An 18,457-nucleotide genomic window follows, 5' to 3' on the forward strand; every position below is an offset into this window, starting at 1 on the left:
ACCAGGGAGGCGGCATGACAGAGACGGCGAGCGGTCCGGCACGAGGTTCCCGAGCCAAGGGCGCCAAGATCACCAAGGGCCTGCGTATCGAGCGCATCCACACCACCCCCGGCGTGCACCCGTACGACGAGGTGGTCTGGGAGCGCCGTGACGTCGTCATGACCAACTGGCGCGACGGCTCGGTCAATTTCGAGCAGCGTGGCGTCGAGTTCCCCGACTTCTGGTCGGTGAACGCGGTCAACATCGTCACCAGCAAGTACTTCCGCGGTGCCGTCGGCACCCCGCAGCGCGAGACCGGCCTCAAGCAGCTGGTCGACCGCATCGTGAAGACGTACCGGAAGGCCGGCGAGGACCACAAGTACTTCGCCTCGCCCGCCGACGCCGAGATCTTCGAGCACGAGCTGGCGTACGCCCTCCTGCACCAGATCTTCAGCTTCAACAGCCCCGTCTGGTTCAACGTCGGAACCCCGCAGCCCCAGCAGGTCTCCGCCTGCTTCATCCTGGCCGTCGACGACTCCATGGAGTCGATCCTCGACTGGTACAAGGAAGAGGGCATGATCTTCAAGGGCGGCTCCGGCGCCGGCCTGAACCTCTCCCGCATCCGCTCCTCCAAGGAGCTCCTCTCCTCCGGCGGCAACGCCTCCGGCCCGGTCTCCTTCATGCGTGGCGCCGACGCCTCCGCCGGCACCATCAAGTCCGGTGGCGCCACGCGTCGCGCGGCCAAGATGGTCGTGCTCGACGTGGACCACCCCGACGTCGAGGACTTCATCGCCACCAAGGTGAAGGAAGAGGAGAAGATCCGCGCTCTGCGTGACGCGGGCTTCGACATGGACCTGGGCGGCGACGACATCACGTCCGTCCAGTACCAGAACGCCAACAACAGCGTCCGCGTGAACGACGAGTTCATGACGGCCGTCGAGAACGGCACCGAGTTCGGCCTCCGTGCCCGTATGACCGGCGAGATCATCGAGAAGGTCGACGCCAAGGCGCTGTTCCGCAAGCTCGCCGAGGCCGCGTGGGCCTGTGCCGACCCGGGCATCCAGTACGACGGTGTGATCAACAACTGGCACACCTGCCCCGAGTCCGGCCGGATCACCGCGTCGAACCCGTGCAGCGAGTACATGCACCTGGACAACACGTCCTGCAACCTCGCCTCGTTGAACCTGATGAAGTTCCTCAAGGACGACAGCAAGGGCAACCAGTCCTTCGAGGCCGACCGCTTCCAGAAGGTCGTCGAGCTCGTCATCACCGCGATGGACATCTCCATCTGCTTCGCGGACTTCCCCACCCAGAAGATCGGCGAGAACACGCGCGCGTTCCGCCAGCTCGGCATCGGCTATGCCAACCTCGGCGCCCTGCTGATGGCCACCGGTCACGCCTACGACTCCGACGGCGGACGCTCCCTGGCCGGTGCCATCACCTCCCTGATGACCGGCACGGCCTACCGCCGCTCCGCCGAGCTCGCCGCGGTCGTCGGCCCGTACGACGGCTACGCCCGCAACGCCGACGCCCACAACCGCGTCATGAAGCAGCACTCCGACGCCAACGGCACGGCCGTGCGCATGGACGACCTGGACACCCCGGTCTGGGCCGCCGCGACGGAGGCCTGGCAGGACGTGCTGCGTCTCGGTGAGAAGAACGGTTTCCGTAACTCCCAGGCGTCCGTGCTCGCCCCGACCGGCACCATCGGTCTGGCGATGTCCTGCGACACCACCGGCGTCGAGCCCGACCTCGCCCTGGTCAAGTTCAAGAAGCTGGTCGGCGGCGGCTCGATGCAGATCGTCAACGGCACCGTCCCGCAGGCCCTGCGCCGCCTGGGCTACCAGGAGGAGCAGATCGAGGCGGTCGTCGCCCACATCGCCGACAACGGCAACGTGATCGACGCCCCCAGCCTCAAGCCCGAGCACTACGAGGTGTTCGACTGCGCCATGGGCGAGCGCGCCATCTCGCCGATGGGCCACGTCCGCATGATGGCCGCGATCCAGCCCTGGATCTCCGGCGCCATCTCCAAGACGGTCAACATGCCGGAGACGGCGACCGTCGAGGAGGTCGAGGAGATCTACTTCGAGGCCTGGAAGCTCGGCGTCAAGGCGCTCGCGATCTACCGCGACAACTGCAAGGTCGGCCAGCCCCTCTCCGCGAAGACCAAGGAGAAGGAGAAGACCGAGATCACCGCGAAGGCCGAGGACACGATCCGCACCGCGGTCGAGAAGGTCATCGAGTACCGCCCGGTCCGCAAGCGCCTGCCCAAGGGCCGTCCCGGCATCACGACCTCGTTCACGGTCGGTGGCGCCGAGGGCTACATGACCGCCAACTCCTACCCGGACGACGGTCTCGGCGAGGTGTTCCTGAAGATGTCCAAGCAGGGCTCGACCCTCGCCGGCATGATGGACGCCTTCTCCATCGCGGTCTCCGTCGGCCTCCAGTACGGCGTGCCGCTGGAGACGTACGTCTCGAAGTTCACCAACATGCGCTTCGAACCGGCCGGCATGACCGATGACCCGGACGTGCGGATGGCGCAGTCGATCGTCGACTACATCTTCCGGCGCCTGGCGCTCGACTTCCTGCCCTTCGAGACGCGCTCCGCGCTCGGCATCCACTCCGCCGAGGAGCGTCAGCGTCACCTGGAGACCGGTTCGTACGAGCCGACTCTCGAGGAGGAGGAGGTGGACGTCGAGGGCCTCGCCCAGTCCGCCCCGCGCCCGACGGACCTGAAGGCCGTCGCCACCCCGAAGGTCGACGTCGAGGCGGCCAAGCCCGCTCCGCAGCAGGCCCACACCAGCGCCGAGCTGGTGGAGATGCAGCTGGGCATCCAGGCCGACGCCCCGCTGTGCTTCTCCTGCGGCACCAGGATGCAGCGGGCCGGTTCCTGCTACATCTGCGAGGGCTGCGGTTCGACCAGCGGCTGCAGCTGATGTCGGAAACCTGCTGGATGTGAACCAGCGGGCGAGGGCGGTGGAACCGGTTGTCGGTTCCACCGCCCTCGGCGTTTTTCCTGCCCAGTCGTGACGCCCGCCGTCAGGACTGGCGCACCTGGCCCATGATCCTCGTGAACGTCGCCGGGTCGTCCTCGAAGCCCTGGACGCCGGCGTGGAACGACCAGCCGTCGGACGGCTCGCGCACGAACTCCCCGACCGTCGCCGCGGTCGCGCCGAGAACGCCGCCGAAGTCGTCCTCGTCCAGGACGGTGTAGCCCTCTCGTATCCGGAAGCCGGGGTTGAGGACGCTGACGAAGGTCCGGTGCTCCGGGTTCTGCTGGATGACGACGCCGACGACCACGCGCGCGTACCGCGCGTCCAGCCGTTCGAGTTCCAGCGTCATGACCTCGTCCCAGCCGAAGCCCTTGCCGTCCTTGCTGTCCCGGTTGAGATAGATCGTGCCGTCGGGCGAGCGACTGTCGAAGTGCACGACATAGTCAGGGGCACCGGCCGGATCGGCCGCCAGGTAGGTCGCGGCCACGATGTCCAGATCCGTGGGCGGCTGCCCCGCCGGACTCGGGTCCCACTTCAGTGCCATCTCGATCTTGCGGATTCCCTTGTTGAGGCCGCTCACGGACTCCCCTCCCCGTTTCCCCGTCTGCCGTCTCCCCGAACTGCCCGGCCGTCAGGGCCGGTTGTCCATCCTGCCACGCGCGCGTGCGTCGTCGCAGCGCTGCACCGCGTCCAAGGGTGACCGACGCCACGCCCGCTGGCCTTACCATGGCGCGGTGCTGGTCAAGTGGATTCGCTGCACCGTGGTGGACCGCCGCGGTTTCGAACGGGGACAGCGAAAGTGGGCGGGGCTTCTGGGGGAGCCGGGATTTCGGGGACAGGGCGGGGGCTGGAGCAGGGGACGGCCCTCCGTCGCGCATGTCTTCGCCTTCTGGGAGAGCCGCGCCTTCTACGACTCCTTCATGGCACGCTCCCACGACCGGCTGGCGGCGGCGCAGTCGGGCACCTTCAAGGACGCCCAGGTGCGGCTGTTCGACTACCGCTTCGACGTGAAGACGGGCTTCGAGCCCCGTTTCACCGACTCCGACCTGCTGCGAGTGGCACTGTGCCGGGTCCACGAGGAACGCGCCGAGCACTTCACCCTGATGCAGGAGAAGGTGTGGAACCCCGCCATGGCCGGCTCGCCCGGCATGATCCGAGGGTTCTTCGCCGAGGCGCCCGGTCACGAGTTCCTGGTGCTGTCGATGTGGCGTTCGCAGGCGGAGCACGGAAAGTACCGCACCGAGCGCGTGGAGCGGCTCGCACTGCGTGCCCAGACGGAGGCGGACATCTCCTCTCTCACCGGCGACATCGTCGAACTTGAGTCCACCTGGACGGTTTGAAACCCGGACTCGTCGGCGGAATCACCAACTGGTTCGTCACCGCGCTCGTTGATCGTGTGTTGTTTTGTGCCTTCTGATGCGGGATCTGTGTGACCTGCGCCGTATGCAGGCCCTACGAGTGCTCGATCGGCCGTCATCCGATCTAGGGTTTTGGCATGGCACGACCACGGCGCATCGTCCTTGTCCGGCACGGGGAGTCAACGGGCAATGTTGATGACACCGTCTACGAGCGTGAGCCCGACCATGCACTGGCCCTGACCGAGCGGGGCTGGCGGCAGGCGGAGGAGACGGGAAAGAACCTGCGGGAGGTCTTCGGCCGCGAGCGGGTCAGCGTGTACGTCTCCCCGTACCGGCGCACCCACGAGACCCTCAGAGCCTTCCACCTCGACTCCGAGCTCATACGGGTACGCGAGGAGCCCCGGCTGCGCGAGCAGGACTGGGGAAACTGGCAGGACCGCGACGACGTACAGCTGCAGAGGACCTACCGGGACGCCTACGGGCACTTCTTCTACCGCTTCGCCCAGGGCGAGAGCGGAGCCGACGTCTACGACCGGGTCGGCGGCTTCCTGGAGAGCCTGTACCGCAGCTTCGAGGCCCCGGACCACCCGCCGAACGTCCTCATCGTGACCCACGGCCTCGCCATGCGCCTGTTCTGCATGCGCTGGTTCCACTGGACGGTCGCCGAGTTCGAGTCCCTGTCGAACCCGGGGAACGCCGAGATGCGGATGCTCGTTCTCGGGGACGACGGCAAGTACACGCTCGACCGGCCCTTCAACCGCTGGCGAGACCCGGAGCCGTACGGGATCACCGGATAGAGTGGCAGAGCGATGACCGCTGATTCCTCTCCCGACGGGCGCCTGGAGCGCGCCCTGGCCAGCCTGCGTGGCCTCGCCGTGGGTGACGCGCTGGGCTCACAGTTCTTCGTGCCGGTGAACTATCCGCTGCTGCAGCGCCGCGAACTGCCGCCCGGCCCGTGGCAGTGGACCGACGACACCGAGATGGCCTGCTCCGTGGTGGCCGTCCTGGCCACCCACCATCGCATCGACCAGGACGCCCTGGCCCACGCCTTCGCGGAGCACCACGACTTCGACCGCGGATACGGCCCTGCGGTGAACCGGCTGCTGAGGCTGGTCAGGGAGGGCGCCGACTGGCGCGAACTGTCAGCCGCCCTGTTCAACGGGCAGGGGTCCTGGGGCAACGGCGCAGCGATGCGGATCGCCCCCTTGGGAGCCTGGTACGCGGACGACCCCGAGCAGGCGACCCATCAGGCGGAGATCTCCGCCTACCCCACGCATCAGCACAGGGAGGCCGTGGTCGGTGCCATGGCCGTCGCCGCGGCCGCCGCGCTGGCCGGCGCCCCCGGAGGCCCGCCCAGCGCCGAGGCGCTTCTGGACGGTGTCATCGCCCTCGTCCCGAAGAGTGCCGTCGGCGCGGGTCTGAGGCGTGCCAGGGACATGCTCGATTACGCCGACGCGGCCACCGTCGCGGCCGTGCTGGGCTGCGGGAGGCGTACGTCGGCCCATGACACCGTCCCCTTCGCGATCTGGTCGGCTGCTCGCGCTCTCGGTGACTACGAGACGGCGTTCTGGACGACCGCGCAGGTCGGCGGGGACGTGGACACGACCTGCGCCATCGTGGGCGGAGTGCTGGCGTCCGGCAAGACCGGGGCGCCTCCGGCGGCCTGGGCCCGACAGGTGGAAGCGCTGCCGGGGTGGGTGCCCGCGTCCGTGTGACGTGTGAGGTGGGGCGAGTTCCCGCGAGGCGCAACTCTCGGTGTTCGATGGGAACTCTGCGTGACCGTCCGTGCGTTGTCCCGACATCCGCTGTGCGACGGGTGCGTGCATACGAGCGGGTGGCTGCGGGAGCGATGCAGGGGGCGTGGAGGTGGGCATGCGGTTCGTCTTGTTCGTGTTTGTGATCACGCTGTTGCTGCCGAGGGTCCGGGCGGGCCGGGTGGCCCGGGTGGCCCGGGTGGGCCGACCGGGGAGCGGGGGACACGCCTGCGCGGTGTCGGGCAGCGGCACTCCGGGGTCGGCCCATGGGGTCGTCCTGTCAGCCGACCACGGGACCTGCCGTGCCGGACAGCGCCTCGAGGTCGCTCTTACGGACACGGATCACGAACCAGGCCGTCATCAGAGCGAGCGCGGCCATCGCGGCGGCTGGGACAAAGGCCGTCGAGATGCCCTGGGCGAGTACCTCGTGCCCCCAGGGAGCGGGCAGTTGGTGTGTTCTGGCGAACTCGGCCTTCTGCTCCGCGGATCCGTCGGCGAGGAACTTCGGCAGTTGTTTCTCCGCCTCGTCCTTGCTCGCCGTCCCGAAGACGGTCGTCAGGATGGACAGCCCGAGCGAACCGCCCACCTGCTGCGTGGCGTTGAGCAGGCCGGACGCGGCACCCGCTTCGTGCTGGGCGACACCTGCGACCGCGGTGATCGTCACCGTCACGAAGTTCAGACCCATGCCGAACCCGAAGACCACCATCGGCCCCAGCACCCCGCCGACGTAGGAACTGTCCGGGTTGATGAAGGCCTGCCAGGTCAGGCCGACGACCACCAGCGAGGCGCCGGTGACCATGAACGGCTTGGGGCCCAGGACCGGCAGGAAGCGCTGCGACAGACCCGCGCCCGTCGCGATGGCGACCGTGACGGGGAGGAAGGCGAGGCCTGCCTTGATCGGGCTGTAGCCCAGTACGTTCTGCACGAACAGGACGATGTAGAAGAACATGCCGAACATGGCCGCAGCGAGGCTCAGCATGATCACGTACGTTCCGGAGCGGTTGCGGTCGGCGAACATCTTCAGCGGAGTGATCGGTTCCTTGGCCCGCATCTCCGTGAACACGAAGGCGATCAGCAGGACCAGCGCGGCGCCGAAGGCGCCGAGGGTGAGGCTGTCCCGCCATCCTTCCTCCGCAGCGCGGATGAAGGCGTAGACAAGGGAGGCCATGCCGGTCGTGGAGGTCAGCGCGCCGGCTATGTCGAAGCGCCCGGGGTGCCGTTCGGACTCGCTGATGTACAGCGGCGCGAGGGCGGCGATGAGTACTCCGATGGGCACGTTGACGAACAGCACCCAGCGCCAGTCGAGCCACTCGGTGAGCATGCCGCCCGCGAGCAGGCCGATGGCACCGCCGCCCGCCGAGACGGCGGCGAAGACGCCGAAGGCCCGGTTCCGCTCCGGTCCCTCCGGGAACGTGGTGGTGATCAGCGCCAGCGAGGTGGGCGACGCGATGGCGCCTCCCATCCCCTGCAGGGCGCGCGCGGCCAGCAACTGCCAGGGCTCCTGGGCCAGTCCGCCGAGGAGCGAGGCGAAGGTGAAGAGCAGGATGCCGGTCATGAACACCCGGCGTCGGCCGAGGATGTCACCGGCTCGGGCACCGAGCAGCAGGAGGCCTCCGAAGGTGAGCGTGTAGGCGCTGACCACCCAGGTGAGGTCGGTGGTGCTGAACTTGAGCGCGTCTTGAATGTGCGGGAGTGCGATGTTCACAATCGTGGCATCGAGTACCACCATGAGTTGGCAGGCCGCGATGACGGTGAGCGCGATGCCGGGATGCCCCTCCCGGCGGGCCGCACCCGGTTTCTGGTCCTGAATCAACTGAGAGGTTGTCACTATGGGTCCCCCACAAGAGCGTTAGTGAACGCTGGCGTTCACTGGCCCGTCAACGGTAGTGAGTCCTTCATAGTGAACGCAAGCGTTCACTTGCGGCGCCGCCCCTCGGCGCGTCCCCCGTCGCGGTCGCACACTGCCTCACCCCTCCCCGAAATCCCCGCTCCCTGCTCGCTGGAGACACTCAGATGATCACTTCGCGCTGGACGGCCGCCCCCGCTCAGGCGGCCTCCCCCCGTCGGCGCGGCGCTGTGCTCGAACGCGCGATTCTCGATGCCGCGCTGGAGCAGTTGGGCACCGTCGGCTGGAACGGACTCACGATGGAAGGCGTCGCGGCCGGTGCCCAGACGGGCAAGGCCGCCGTCTATCGCCGCTGGCCGTCCAAGGAGGACCTGGTCGCGGACGCCCTGCGGGCCGGGCTGCCCCGGCTGGATGCCGCCCCCGATCGAGGGAGCGTGCGTGAGGACTTGGCCGCCCTGTGCCGCGAGGCGCGTGACGTGATGTTCTCCCGGCCCGGTTCCGCACTGCGCTCGGTAATTCACGAATGCGATCCAACTCGGGCGGAGCGCTTCCATGCCTTGATCTTCGAGGGCGTGGTGGAGCCGACCGTCAAGCTCCTTCATGAGGTCATCAGTAGGGGAATCGAGAGGGGTGAGGTGCGGCACGACGCGGCGAACGGTTATGTCTTCGACGTCATTCCGGCCATGATGATGTATCGATCAAAGATGTGCGCATGCGAATGGAATGATCGCGATCTCGACGAGATGATCGACCGGCTCATGCTGCCGTTGCTCCGACCGGTCGCGCCCTGAGTGCGTTTTCGGCACCGTTGTCATCGACCTGTGAAGGGCTGGTGTCGACCGGGGTGTCGCGAGGGGATCCAGGCGGCGTAATCTAAGGGCGCCATGCCGTACGAACCACCCACTCACACCGTCGAGCGCTCCCTTCGCGCCACGACCGGAGCGAAGGTCATTGCCGGTGTCGACGAGGTCGGCCGCGGCGCGTGGGCCGGGCCTGTCACCGTCTGCGCGGCGGTCACCGGACTCCGCAGGCCCCCCATGGGCCTCACCGATTCCAAGCTGCTCACCGTCAAGCGGCGCACCGAGCTTGCCGAGGTACTGCTGAAGTGGGTGACGTCGTACGCTCTGGGGCACGCCTCCCCGGAGGAGATCGACGACCTGGGGATGACCGCCGCGCTGCGGCTCGCCGCCGGGCGGGCCCTGGAGGCCCTCCCGATCCGCCCGGACGCGGTGATCCTCGACGGGAAGCACGACTATCTCGGTGATCCGTGGCGGGTCCGCACGGTGATCAAGGGCGACCGGTCGTGCGTGGCGGTCGCGGCGGCCTCGGTGATCGCCAAGGTCCGGCGCGACAAAATGATGGCCGAACTGGGCATCGACCATGCAGACTTCGGCTTTGCGGACAATGCCGGGTATCCGTCGCCCGTGCACAAGGCCGCACTGGAGGAGCGGGGCCCCACCCCGTACCACCGGTTGTCGTGGGCGTATCTTGATGCGCTGCCCCAGTGGCGGCACCTCAAGAAGGCCCGCAGCTGGGCGAACGGAAGCGTTCCGGAGATCGAAGGTCAGCTCGGCTTCGACTTCTGACGATCCGGTCGCACTGATGTGCCACCCGCTGGCGCGTGCCGCACCAACGTTTGATAAATAACAGCCCATGCCTCTCATTCCCGAGGAGCCTCAGATTCACGAGAGTGCCCAGGGTCCCCGCGCCACTCCGGCCAGCGGCCGCACCGCGCCGACCCCTCGACCTGTACCCGGACCCCGTCCCGCGGCTCCGTCGCGTCCCGGTCGTCCCGGACCCCTCCGGCCCACGCCGCCGGTGCAACGCGCACCGCGTGACGTGGCCGCCCAGCCCGGGCCCTCGGCCGAGGCCGCTCCCGCGGCCTCGCCGGCTTCGGTGACTCCCCAGGTCCAGTTGATCCCGGCCTCGGCCGAGGGCGCGCTGGACGCCGCCGAGGAGGCCGTGGACCTCCTCCTGGATTCGGGCCGCGCCCCGGGGGACGTGCTGGTGATCACCACCGGCGAACAGCACCCCTGGGCCGCCCATGAGCTGTCCTTCGGCGAGGCGCCCTACTGGGCGCAGCACGACGTGGGAGACGACGTCTTCTACGCCGATGCCGCCGTGGCGGACCGAGCGGGCCGTCGTCCTGTCGTCGTGGTTGCCGTCAACGGTGGTCCCGACACCGTGGCCACCACGGCTCTGCCGCTGGCCCTCGCTCGGGCCGCTGCGCTGCTGATCGTCTGCGGCGACCCGCAGCAGATCAACGCGGTGCTGGGCGCGGGCGTCTGAGCGGGTTCCGGTAGGCCGAGAGGCACCGGGCCGACGGAGGCGTCGCGCTGCCGCGGCGCCTCCGTGGTGTGCCCTGGGCCGGCCGTACGGGTGCCGTACGGCAAGGCCCCCGGAAGGCCCCTCAGCGGTTACCGGGCCCGGGCCAAGGCGCCCGCGGACAGCCGGACGTACGCATCGGCGCGGGCGGTCCGGTACTCCCGCGCCATGACGCACGTCGGGCCGATGCGCAACAGGCCGATGTCCGCCGGGCCGATGCCCGTCAGCCCTCGTAGGCTTCCCGCTCGCGGAGGCCGGCGCTCCTGAGGGCGCCCTGGCCAACCGGTCGACTTCAGCGGGCGGCTGCCCGACGCAGCACATCGGAGGCGGCGCCGCCGGTTCGTGGCAGTGGGGGCGGGGCCTCGGACAGGGCGAACGGCTCCGGAGCGGAATCCGCGTTGGGCCGACGGCCGCCACGACCCTCGCCGAGGACCTGCCAGCCGTCCCGGGTCAGAGTGATGTAAGCCCCGCAGCGCAACCCGTGCAGCGTGCAGGCGTCACGCAGGCCCCACATCCACGCCCCGTCCTCCTGCGTCCAACGGGCGTCGCCCTCACGGCAGTAGAGCAGCACGGCGGTGCGCACAGGTGTACGGCGCCGCAGGTCGTGCGGGATGACCCGGCGCAGTTGGGCGAGCAGGGCGTTGCGGAACATCCAGCCGTCGCTCGATGCCTGGCGCCGGGTGAACGAGGCGCTGGCCCGCACGCGCTCGTCCGGATCGAGCACGGCCACGATCGCGGTGGCCGGCCGTGGTCGGTGCCGTGAGTGCAGCCCGCTGACGACTTCCCGAGGGTTGCGCAGCAGCGGTATGCCGGCCGCGGCCCATTCGGCAGGCTCGAGCAAGCGGCTGGCGGAGGTGGCGGACGTGGACGTCGACAACGATGCCGCCGAGGACGGAGCGAATCCGAAGGTCACGATCCTCCCTTCGGCTACGGCCCACACTGCGGGCGGGTCGGATTCGGGGGAGCGCACACCGCAGCAGAGCCCTACCGGACTACGGACGAGCCGTGCGGGGAGCGGAACTCAATTCTTCCTGTCGAACTTGGATGCGGCAACGAGCAATTGGGGCCACCGACCGTTATATGACGGTGAGTGTCTTATATCCCTACCCAGTGATTCGTGGGAGGACGCGTGAGCCCACAGTTCACGCCCTGTCAGTGACTCTGAGGCAGGAGATTCGGCCGCGCGCCGCCGCTCAGGCGCTTCCGTGGTCAGCCCTGCACGGCCAGGACCAGAGGCAACACCCCCTGCGCGCCCGCGCGGCGGAGCATCCGGGCCGCGACCGCGAGGGTCCAACCGGTCTCGGTGTAGTCGTCCACGAGCAGAACGGGGCCCTGTGCCTCGGCCAGTGCGGCAGCGAGCGCGGGCGGTACCTCCAGCAGACCGTGGAGTGCTTTGAGGCGTTGGGCGCTGTTGCTCCGGGAGATCGCCGCAGCGTCGGCGGTGTACTCCACCGAGCCCAGGAGAGGCAGTCGGCCGACCTCCGCGATGCGTGTGCCCAGTGAGTGGATCAGCCGCGGTCGTGTGCGTGAGGCGACGGTGACCACGCCGACCGGGCGCGGCGGGGCGTCGGTCCCTCCACAGGCCCAACCGCCTGGTCCCTTCGCCCAGTCGGCCAGCACTCCCACCACGGCCTTCGCCACATCGTCCGGAACCTGCCCGTCGGGAGCCTGCGCGGTGAGCATCGGGCGCAGCCGATTGCCCCAGCCGATGTCCGAGAGGCGTCCCAAGGCCCGCCCGGCCGCCGCCTGTTCACCCGCCGGAATACGCCCCTTGAGCTCCATGCCGATCGCCGGCAGGCCGGTCGGCCACATCCGGCGGGGCTCCACCTCGACGCCCGCGCGGCCCAGATCCACCCGCGCGGCGTCCAGCGAGGCCGTGGACGTGTCGGCGACATAGCGCGCCTCCGCGCAGTTGTCGCAGCGTCCGCAGGGCTTGGCACCGTCGTCGTCGAGCTGGCGCTGGAGGAACTCCATCCGGCAGTCCGTCGTCGACGCGTACTGCCGCATCGCCTCCTGTTCGGCCTTGCGCTGCCGCGCGACCCACTCGTACCGCTCGGTCTCGTACGTCCACGGCTGCCCGGTCGAGAGCCAGCCGCCCTTGACCCGCTTGACCGCCCCGTCCACGTCGAGGACCTTGAGCATGCTCTCCAGCCGGGAGCGGCGCAGCTCCACCAGGGGCTCCAGCGCGGGCAGCGACACGGGCCGCTGCGCGCGCGAGAGAACGTCCAGTGTGCGGCGCACCAGCTCCTCCGACGGGAACGCGAGCGACGCGAAGTACTCCCAGATCGCCTCGTCCTCCTTCCCGGGCAGCAGGAGCACCTCCGCGTGCTCGACGCCGCGTCCGGCGCGGCCAACCTGCTGGTAGTACGCGATGGGGGAGGAAGGCGAGCCGAGGTGCACGACGAAACCGAGGTCGGGCTTGTCGAAGCCCATCCCGAGCGCGGACGTGGCGACCAGCGCCTTGACCTTGTTGGCCAGCAGGTCTTCCTCGGCCTGCTGCCGGTCGGCGTTCTCCGTGCGACCCGTGTACGAGGCGACGACGTGCCCGCGCTGCCGCAGGAAGGCGGTGACCTCCTCTGCTGCGGCCACGGTGAGCGTGTAGACGATCCCGGAGCCGGGCAGTGCGTCGAGATGGTCGGCGAGCCAGGCCATCCGGTGCGCGGCGTCGGGCAACCGCAGCACGTTCAGACTGAGACTCTCGCGGTCCAGCGGGCCACGCAGCACCAAGGCGTCCGAAGCGCCGCCGGTGCCGAGCTGTTCGGCGACGTCGGCGGTCACGCGCGCGTTGGCGGTCGCGGTCGTGGCGAGCACCGGTACGCCGGGCGGGAGATCGGTGAGCATGGTCCGCAGCCGACGGTAGTCCGGCCGGAAGTCGTGGCCCCAGTCGGAGATGCAGTGGGCCTCGTCGACCACGAGCAGCCCGGTCGCGGCGGCCAGTTCGGGCAGTACCTGGTCCCGGAAGTCCGGGTTGTTGAGCCGCTCAGGGCTGACCAGCAGGACGTCGACCTCGCCGGCCGCGATCTCGCCCTGCACGGTGTCCCACTCCTCGCTGTTCGAGGAGTTGATGGTTCGTGCGTGGATACCGGCCCGGGCCGCGGCCTCGACCTGGTTGCGCATCAGGGCGAGCAGCGGGGAGACGATCACCGTCGGGCCGGAGCCGCGGGCTCGGAGCAGAGAGGTCGCCACGAAGTAGACCGCGGACTTGCCCCATCCCGTCCGCTGGACCACCAGAGCCCGGCGCCGGTCGGCGACGAGCGCCTCGATCGCCCGCCACTGGTCCTCGCGCAGCCGGGCCGCGCCCGAAGCGTCGCCGACGAGGCGGGCGAGGACGGTGTCGGCGTCGGCCCGGAGATCCGTGTTGCTCGTGTGCTCCATGTCCCCCATACAACAGGACGGCGCTGACAATCCGGTCACGGCCGGGGTGGGAGCAGGGTGCTCGGCGGCCCCGCGGGCCCGGCGACCTGCCTGTATGGCGTGTCCCTGATCGGACTTATCCACAGGTCAAGCGGAACCTCAAGATCCGCGAGATCGTCTGGGCATGACGAATCACAGCGAAACCCCTGGACCCTCCGAAAACAGTGACATCGCCGGACGCAGCGGACGCAGCGGACGCAGCGGACGCGACGGACACGGCGGATCTGACGGACCTGACAGGCGTGGTGGATACGACGGGCATGACGGGCGCGACGGATGGGATGGATGGGACGGATGGGATGCGCAGGACGGAAGGAATGAAGGTGCGTCGTACGAGGGACAGGCGACGACCAGCGGACACACGGCGTACGTCAGTCACACGATGTACGACGGAAACGCCGAGTACGGCGCAAGCCCCGCCGCCCACCAGGTCACCCTGCGCACCCCGGCCGAACTGGCCGATGCGCTGCCCTACCTGCTCGGATACCGGCCGGAGGACAGCATCGTCCTGGTTGCCCTGCACGACCTGGGCGGACGGGGCCGGTTCGGCGGCCGGGCCCGGCTCGGCATTCCCGCGAACCCGGACGACTGGGGAGCCGTCGCCCACCAGTTGGCCCAAGGGCTCGTGACGGGCAGCGAACGCCGCGGCAACCGTCCGGCGCAGATGGTCGCCTACCTCTGCCAGGAACCGGCGAAGGGCGAGACGGGCCGGGATGTCATGGAACGGCTGCAGTCGCTGGCCCACCAACTCCGCCTCGAATGCGGTCACCTCGACGTCCCGGTGATCGAGGCGCTCTGTATCTCCGACGGGCGTTTCTGGTCGTACTGCTGCGGAGGCAAGGGTTGCTGCCCGGTCGAGGGCGTCCCGATGGGGCTGCCCGGCACCTCCGTTCTGGCCGCGGCCGCGACCTACGCCGGGATCCAGGTCCGGGGGACCCTGCGCGAACTGCGGGCCCGACTGCTGCCTCTCGAGACCGGCGCCGCAGTGGAGCAGGAAGTCGCCCTGGACACCGCCGGAATGGCGCTCATCCCGAGGATCCTCGACGAGGCGAGTCGGGCGACGGTGGCCGGGGAGACGCTCGAACTCGCCGGACGGGTCATGCGCCGCTTCGCCGAGGCGCCCGTCGTGTCGGGTGTGCTCATTGCGGACCACCGAGACGACGAGCTGCTCGGATTCGACGAAGCCGCAGCCCTGATCCTCGGCCTTCAGGACCGGGTGACGCGCGACCGGGCGGCGGAGTGGATGGAGGGCGACGAGGCCGCTCCCGCCCTGCGCCTGTGGAGGGCGCTGGCCCGCCGCTGCGTGGGACCCTACGGCGAACACGCGGCGGCGCCTCTCACCCTCGCAGGCTGGGTCGCCTGGTCCAGCGGCGACGAACTCGAGGCGAGGGAGGCCCTTGCCATGGCCCTGGGCGCGGACCCGGGATATCTGTTCGCCCGTCTCCTGCACCAGGCCTGCAATGAAGGCCTCGACCCCGAGTCGGTACGACGTTGCCTGCGTTCCGAGCGCGGGGGGCGCGGGCGGCACACAGCGGCGCAGAGTCCGGGCAGGGGGGCGCCGGCCGAGAGCTCCGAGGGTCCCGAGAGTACGGGGGGTACGGGGGACATGGGCGGGACGAAGGCCCCCGCAGGACTCCACGGTGCAGCCAAGGACGTGGACCGTCCCGGCGAAGCCAAGGACGTGGACCGTGCCGGTGGGGCGAAGGACGTAGCGGACTCGGGCCCGCACGGCCCAGCCCCCTGTGCGTCAGGACCTGCGTCGACGTCCGCACTCACGACCGCCCGCAGGCGTCGTCGCTCCCGTTCCACCGCTACAGGCGTCGACCACACGCAGGCTGGGACAGGAGCAGGAGCAGGAGCAGGAGCAGGGAAGGAACCGGAACACCGAGCGGCGGGAACGAACGGCCCTCGTCCTCGCACCCCGAGGACGCACGCCACGCGCCCCGCCGTGCCAAGCCGCGCAGGATCACGCTCCCGTCCCTCGGGCAAGGCCTCCACACGACGTCATGGCGACTGTGCGGAAGGCGTGCGGACCGACGGCGACGACACCACGGGGAAGGCATGACGCCCTCGCGTCCTGGTGAACGACAGCCGTGGCCAAGGGGATGGTGCCCGGCGTGGGCGCCCGGTGACGACCGCCGCCGGGCGGACGTCCTGCGTGCGTGAGCGAGTGCGGCCGGACATGGTCCCGGAGCCGGCCCGGCGTGTCCGGGGCCTGCCGTTGCGGCCGCCATTCGGTGGGGCCCGAGTCCCAGGGGCGTGACCCGGGGGAGTCCCGCCCCGTTCACCTGAGTGGCGGAACACCTGCACGGTCGTGCCGCCGCAGCGCACCCGCCCTGTCGGAGCCTTCAACCCGGCCTCGAACATGTCCGAGGCGCACAGAGAGCAGAAGAAGTCACCGCATGCATCAGCCGACTACGCCCTCCGCCGCCGACGAACGCTCCAGCCTCGACACCCCAGGGCCAACCCACGGCGCGGGCGCCGACCAACCGCTTTCGGACAGGCCCGGTCCTCCAGGGGCCGGATCTCCCGGTGACGGTCGGCACACTCAGCCAGTCCTCGGGCCCGAGGGAGGTCCAGGTGCTTCCGCAGACCGGCGTGTCCGTGGCATGCCCGTGCCTCAGCCCGCCGGTACGGCCCGTCGCCCGCCCCCACCCTGGTCCCCCACGCCCAGAGGCGCCGCACCACCGCCCAGGCCGCCGGCCCAGCCTCGCGCCGGCGGCCTGCCCCCCGCCCATACGGCCATGATCTGCGTCGCCCTGCCGGGCCTCGCCATCTCGACGGAACAGGGACAGCTGACCGGGCGCGGATTGGAGGGGTTCTACCGGGCGGGACGGCGCATCCTCTCCCGTTGCCAGGTGCGGGTGGCGGGACGCGAACCGCTGGTGGTCCAGGCGAGGATGATCTCGGCCGACCGGGCCCGTTTCGTCGCCACCCTGCGCGTCACCCCGCACGGCGGCCCGGACCCGGACGTCGTCGTCGAGTGGACGCGCTCCGCGGACGGCACGGAGCGGATCGCCCTGCACAGTGCCGCCGCACGGCAGCTGCGGCTCCCGGTCGAGGTGGCCCTCGGCGCCGACCTGGCCGACCTGGGGGCGATCGCGTCCGGCGCCGTAGTCCCCGAACTGCCCGCCGGCGTCCATGACGCCGGTCTGCGTTGGACCTGCGCCACCGGGACCTCGTGCGTCACCGCCGACCCACCGCCCGCCGACGCGATCGCCTCCGCGGGGCTGCTGCGCTGGGATTTCTACGTGCCTCCCGGCGGCAGCGTCTGCGTGGAGCTGAGAGTTCGCCTGGACGGGGCGGGCCCGGTCCGGGCCGTGGGCCGTGCCGCGGCGAGCCCATTGGCTCCGGCACACGCGACGGGCGACGACCCACGCGTCCGGGCGTTTCTGGCGACGAGCGTCGAGGATCTGCAGGCCCTGCTGGTGCGGGACCCCGCGCACCCCGCGGACATCCACCTCGCGGCGGGCGCACCGTGGCGCTGCGGTCTGGCCCCGGCCGAGGCGCTTGCCGCGGCCCGCATGACGCTGCCCCTCGGCACCCGCCTCGCCGCGGGCACGCTCCGCACCCTGGCCCGTACCCAGGTCACGGGCCGAGGGCCGCGGTCCGGCATGATTCCCGGCCCCCGGCGCGACGTGGGCGCCCACCTGCCGCCGGGGTGTACGGGGACGGAGGCCACGCTGCTCTTCCCGGTACTCCTCGCGGAGGCCCGCCGATGGGGCCTGCCCGACCAGGAGACCGAGGAACTGCTGCCGGTGGCCGAGCGCTGCCTGACCTGGCTGCGCACCATGGTCGGTGAGGGGCCCTATCTGAGCGACCCCCAGCCCGGCGGGCCCGTCCGCTGCGAGACACAGGCCCACGCCCACCGAGCGGCACTACTCGGCGCCGACCTGCTCGACGCCTGCGCCAGACCGGGCGGCGGCGGGCTGCGGGAGTGGGCGCAGACCACGCGTGCCGCTTTCCGGAGGGACTTCTGGATCGACGACCGGGGAGGTGGCCGACCCGCGGCCGCCCGCACCCCGGACGGGCGGCCGCTGTCCCACCTCGGCGCGACCACCGTCCACCTCCTCGACACCGGCCTACTGGGCGGCGGCGCCCATGCCCCCGGCCTGCTCGACAAGGTGCGGACCGAACAACTCGCCCGACTGCTCGGCAGCCCCGTCATGGACTCGGGCTGGGGACTTCGGGGCCTCGGCGCCAAGGAAGCCGGCTACAACCCCTTCGGTCACCGAAGCGGAGCCGTCCGGGTCCACGAAACGGCGATCGCCGTCGCGGGCCTGGCCGCCGCAGGCTACGAGAAGGAGGCCGCCGCGCTGCTGCGAGGCGTGCTGGCAGCGGCCGAGGCCTTCGGCCTGCGCCTCCCGGAGATGTACGCGGGGGAGCAGCGCGAGGCCGGGAGCGCTCCCCTTCCCCATCCGGCCGCCTGCCGTCCCGCCGCCACCGCGGCGGCGGCCGGGGTCCTGCTGCTGACCACCCTGGCCGGCATCCGGCCCGACGCCCCGGGCGGAACCGTCACGCTGCGCCCTGTCCACAGCGCGCCTCTGGGCGAGATCGGCCTGACCGGGCTGAGGGTCGCCGGCGCCCCCTTCTCCGTACGGGTCAGTCGGCTCGGACTCGCCATGGTGGAGGAAGCGGCCGACGGGCTCCAATTGGGAGTGTGACCTCGCGCGACACAGAGCGGGACAGACGCCGGGGCGCACGCTGACAGCCCTGCGCAACCAAGCGGATCAGCCATCGAGGCGGCTGACGAAGGGAGTGTTTATCGTCAGGAAGACGACTATGATC

The 18,457-nt window shown here is 70.3% G+C and carries 13 protein-coding genes; 9 read left to right on the top strand and 4 right to left on the bottom strand.

Annotation, left to right across the window (positions count from 1 at the left end):
• Positions 1–14: 14 nt before the first annotated feature.
• Positions 15–2,915: a vitamin B12-dependent ribonucleotide reductase gene (locus OG289_RS36560; protein WP_327318303.1), complete on the top strand. Its 2,901-nt coding sequence runs from the start codon at positions 15–17 to the stop codon at positions 2,913–2,915.
• Between the two features lie 103 nt (positions 2,916–3,018).
• Here OG289_RS36560 and OG289_RS36565 read toward each other — a convergent pair whose 3' ends face one another.
• Positions 3,019–3,552, bottom strand: a complete 534-nt coding sequence (locus OG289_RS36565) for a TerD family protein (protein ID WP_327318304.1) — start codon at positions 3,550–3,552, stop codon at positions 3,019–3,021.
• Between the two features lie 154 nt (positions 3,553–3,706).
• Here OG289_RS36565 and OG289_RS36570 point away from each other — a divergent pair, with 154 nt between their 5' ends.
• The 3 genes from OG289_RS36570 (at position 3,707) to OG289_RS36580 (ending at position 6,045) form a co-directional block, all read left to right on the top strand.
• On the top strand, positions 3,707–4,312 hold the full coding sequence (locus OG289_RS36570) for a YdbC family protein (protein WP_327318305.1): 606 nt from the start codon (positions 3,707–3,709) through the stop codon (positions 4,310–4,312).
• Positions 4,313–4,467: 155 nt separating this feature from the next.
• Complete coding sequence (locus OG289_RS36575; protein WP_327318306.1) at positions 4,468–5,127, top strand: histidine phosphatase family protein; 660 nt, start codon at positions 4,468–4,470, stop codon at positions 5,125–5,127.
• A gap of 12 nt (positions 5,128–5,139) precedes the next feature.
• Positions 5,140–6,045: an ADP-ribosylglycohydrolase family protein gene (locus OG289_RS36580; protein WP_327318307.1), complete on the top strand. Its 906-nt coding sequence runs from the start codon at positions 5,140–5,142 to the stop codon at positions 6,043–6,045.
• Positions 6,046–6,364: 319 nt separating this feature from the next.
• On the opposite strand, the gene OG289_RS36585 is transcribed toward OG289_RS36580, so the two are convergent.
• Positions 6,365–7,912, bottom strand: a complete 1,548-nt coding sequence (locus tag OG289_RS36585; protein WP_327318308.1) for an MFS transporter — start codon at positions 7,910–7,912, stop codon at positions 6,365–6,367.
• Between the two features lie 185 nt (positions 7,913–8,097).
• On the opposite strand from OG289_RS36585, the gene OG289_RS36590 reads away from it, so the two are divergent.
• From OG289_RS36590 to OG289_RS36600, 3 genes are all read left to right on the top strand, one after another.
• The gene (locus tag OG289_RS36590) at positions 8,098–8,721 is read left to right on the top strand and encodes a TetR/AcrR family transcriptional regulator (protein WP_327318309.1); all 624 of its coding nucleotides are present in this window, start codon (positions 8,098–8,100) and stop codon (positions 8,719–8,721) included.
• Positions 8,722–8,814: 93 nt separating this feature from the next.
• Positions 8,815–9,516: a ribonuclease HII gene (locus OG289_RS36595; RefSeq protein WP_327318310.1), complete on the top strand. Its 702-nt coding sequence runs from the start codon at positions 8,815–8,817 to the stop codon at positions 9,514–9,516.
• 67 nt (positions 9,517–9,583) lie between these two features.
• A complete protein-coding gene (locus OG289_RS36600) occupies positions 9,584–10,219 on the top strand; it encodes a hypothetical protein (protein ID WP_327318311.1) in 636 nt (211 codons plus the stop codon).
• A 328-nt stretch (positions 10,220–10,547) separates the two neighbouring features.
• Here the strand turns inward: OG289_RS36600 and OG289_RS36605 are convergent, their stop codons facing one another.
• Both OG289_RS36605 and OG289_RS36610 read right to left on the bottom strand, forming a co-directional pair.
• Positions 10,548–11,168 carry a hypothetical protein gene (locus tag OG289_RS36605; RefSeq protein ID WP_327318312.1) on the bottom strand — a complete coding sequence of 207 codons (621 nt, stop codon included), beginning with the start codon at positions 11,166–11,168 and terminating at the stop codon, positions 10,548–10,550.
• A 296-nt stretch (positions 11,169–11,464) separates the two neighbouring features.
• Positions 11,465–13,630, bottom strand: coding sequence for a RecQ family ATP-dependent DNA helicase (locus OG289_RS36610; protein ID WP_327318313.1), 2,166 nt, complete (start codon positions 13,628–13,630; stop codon positions 11,465–11,467).
• A gap of 421 nt (positions 13,631–14,051) precedes the next feature.
• On the opposite strand from OG289_RS36610, the gene OG289_RS36615 reads away from it, so the two are divergent.
• Positions 14,052–15,734: a DUF4192 domain-containing protein gene (locus OG289_RS36615; protein ID WP_327318314.1), complete on the top strand. Its 1,683-nt coding sequence runs from the start codon at positions 14,052–14,054 to the stop codon at positions 15,732–15,734.
• 679 nt (positions 15,735–16,413) lie between these two features.
• The gene (locus OG289_RS36620; RefSeq protein WP_327318315.1) at positions 16,414–18,333 is read left to right on the top strand and encodes a glycogen debranching N-terminal domain-containing protein; all 1,920 of its coding nucleotides are present in this window, start codon (positions 16,414–16,416) and stop codon (positions 18,331–18,333) included.
• Positions 18,334–18,457: the final 124 nt, after the last annotated feature.

The sequence above is a fragment of the Streptomyces sp. NBC_01235 genome (genome assembly GCF_035989285.1).
GTDB lineage: Bacteria > Actinomycetota > Actinomycetes > Streptomycetales > Streptomycetaceae > Streptomyces.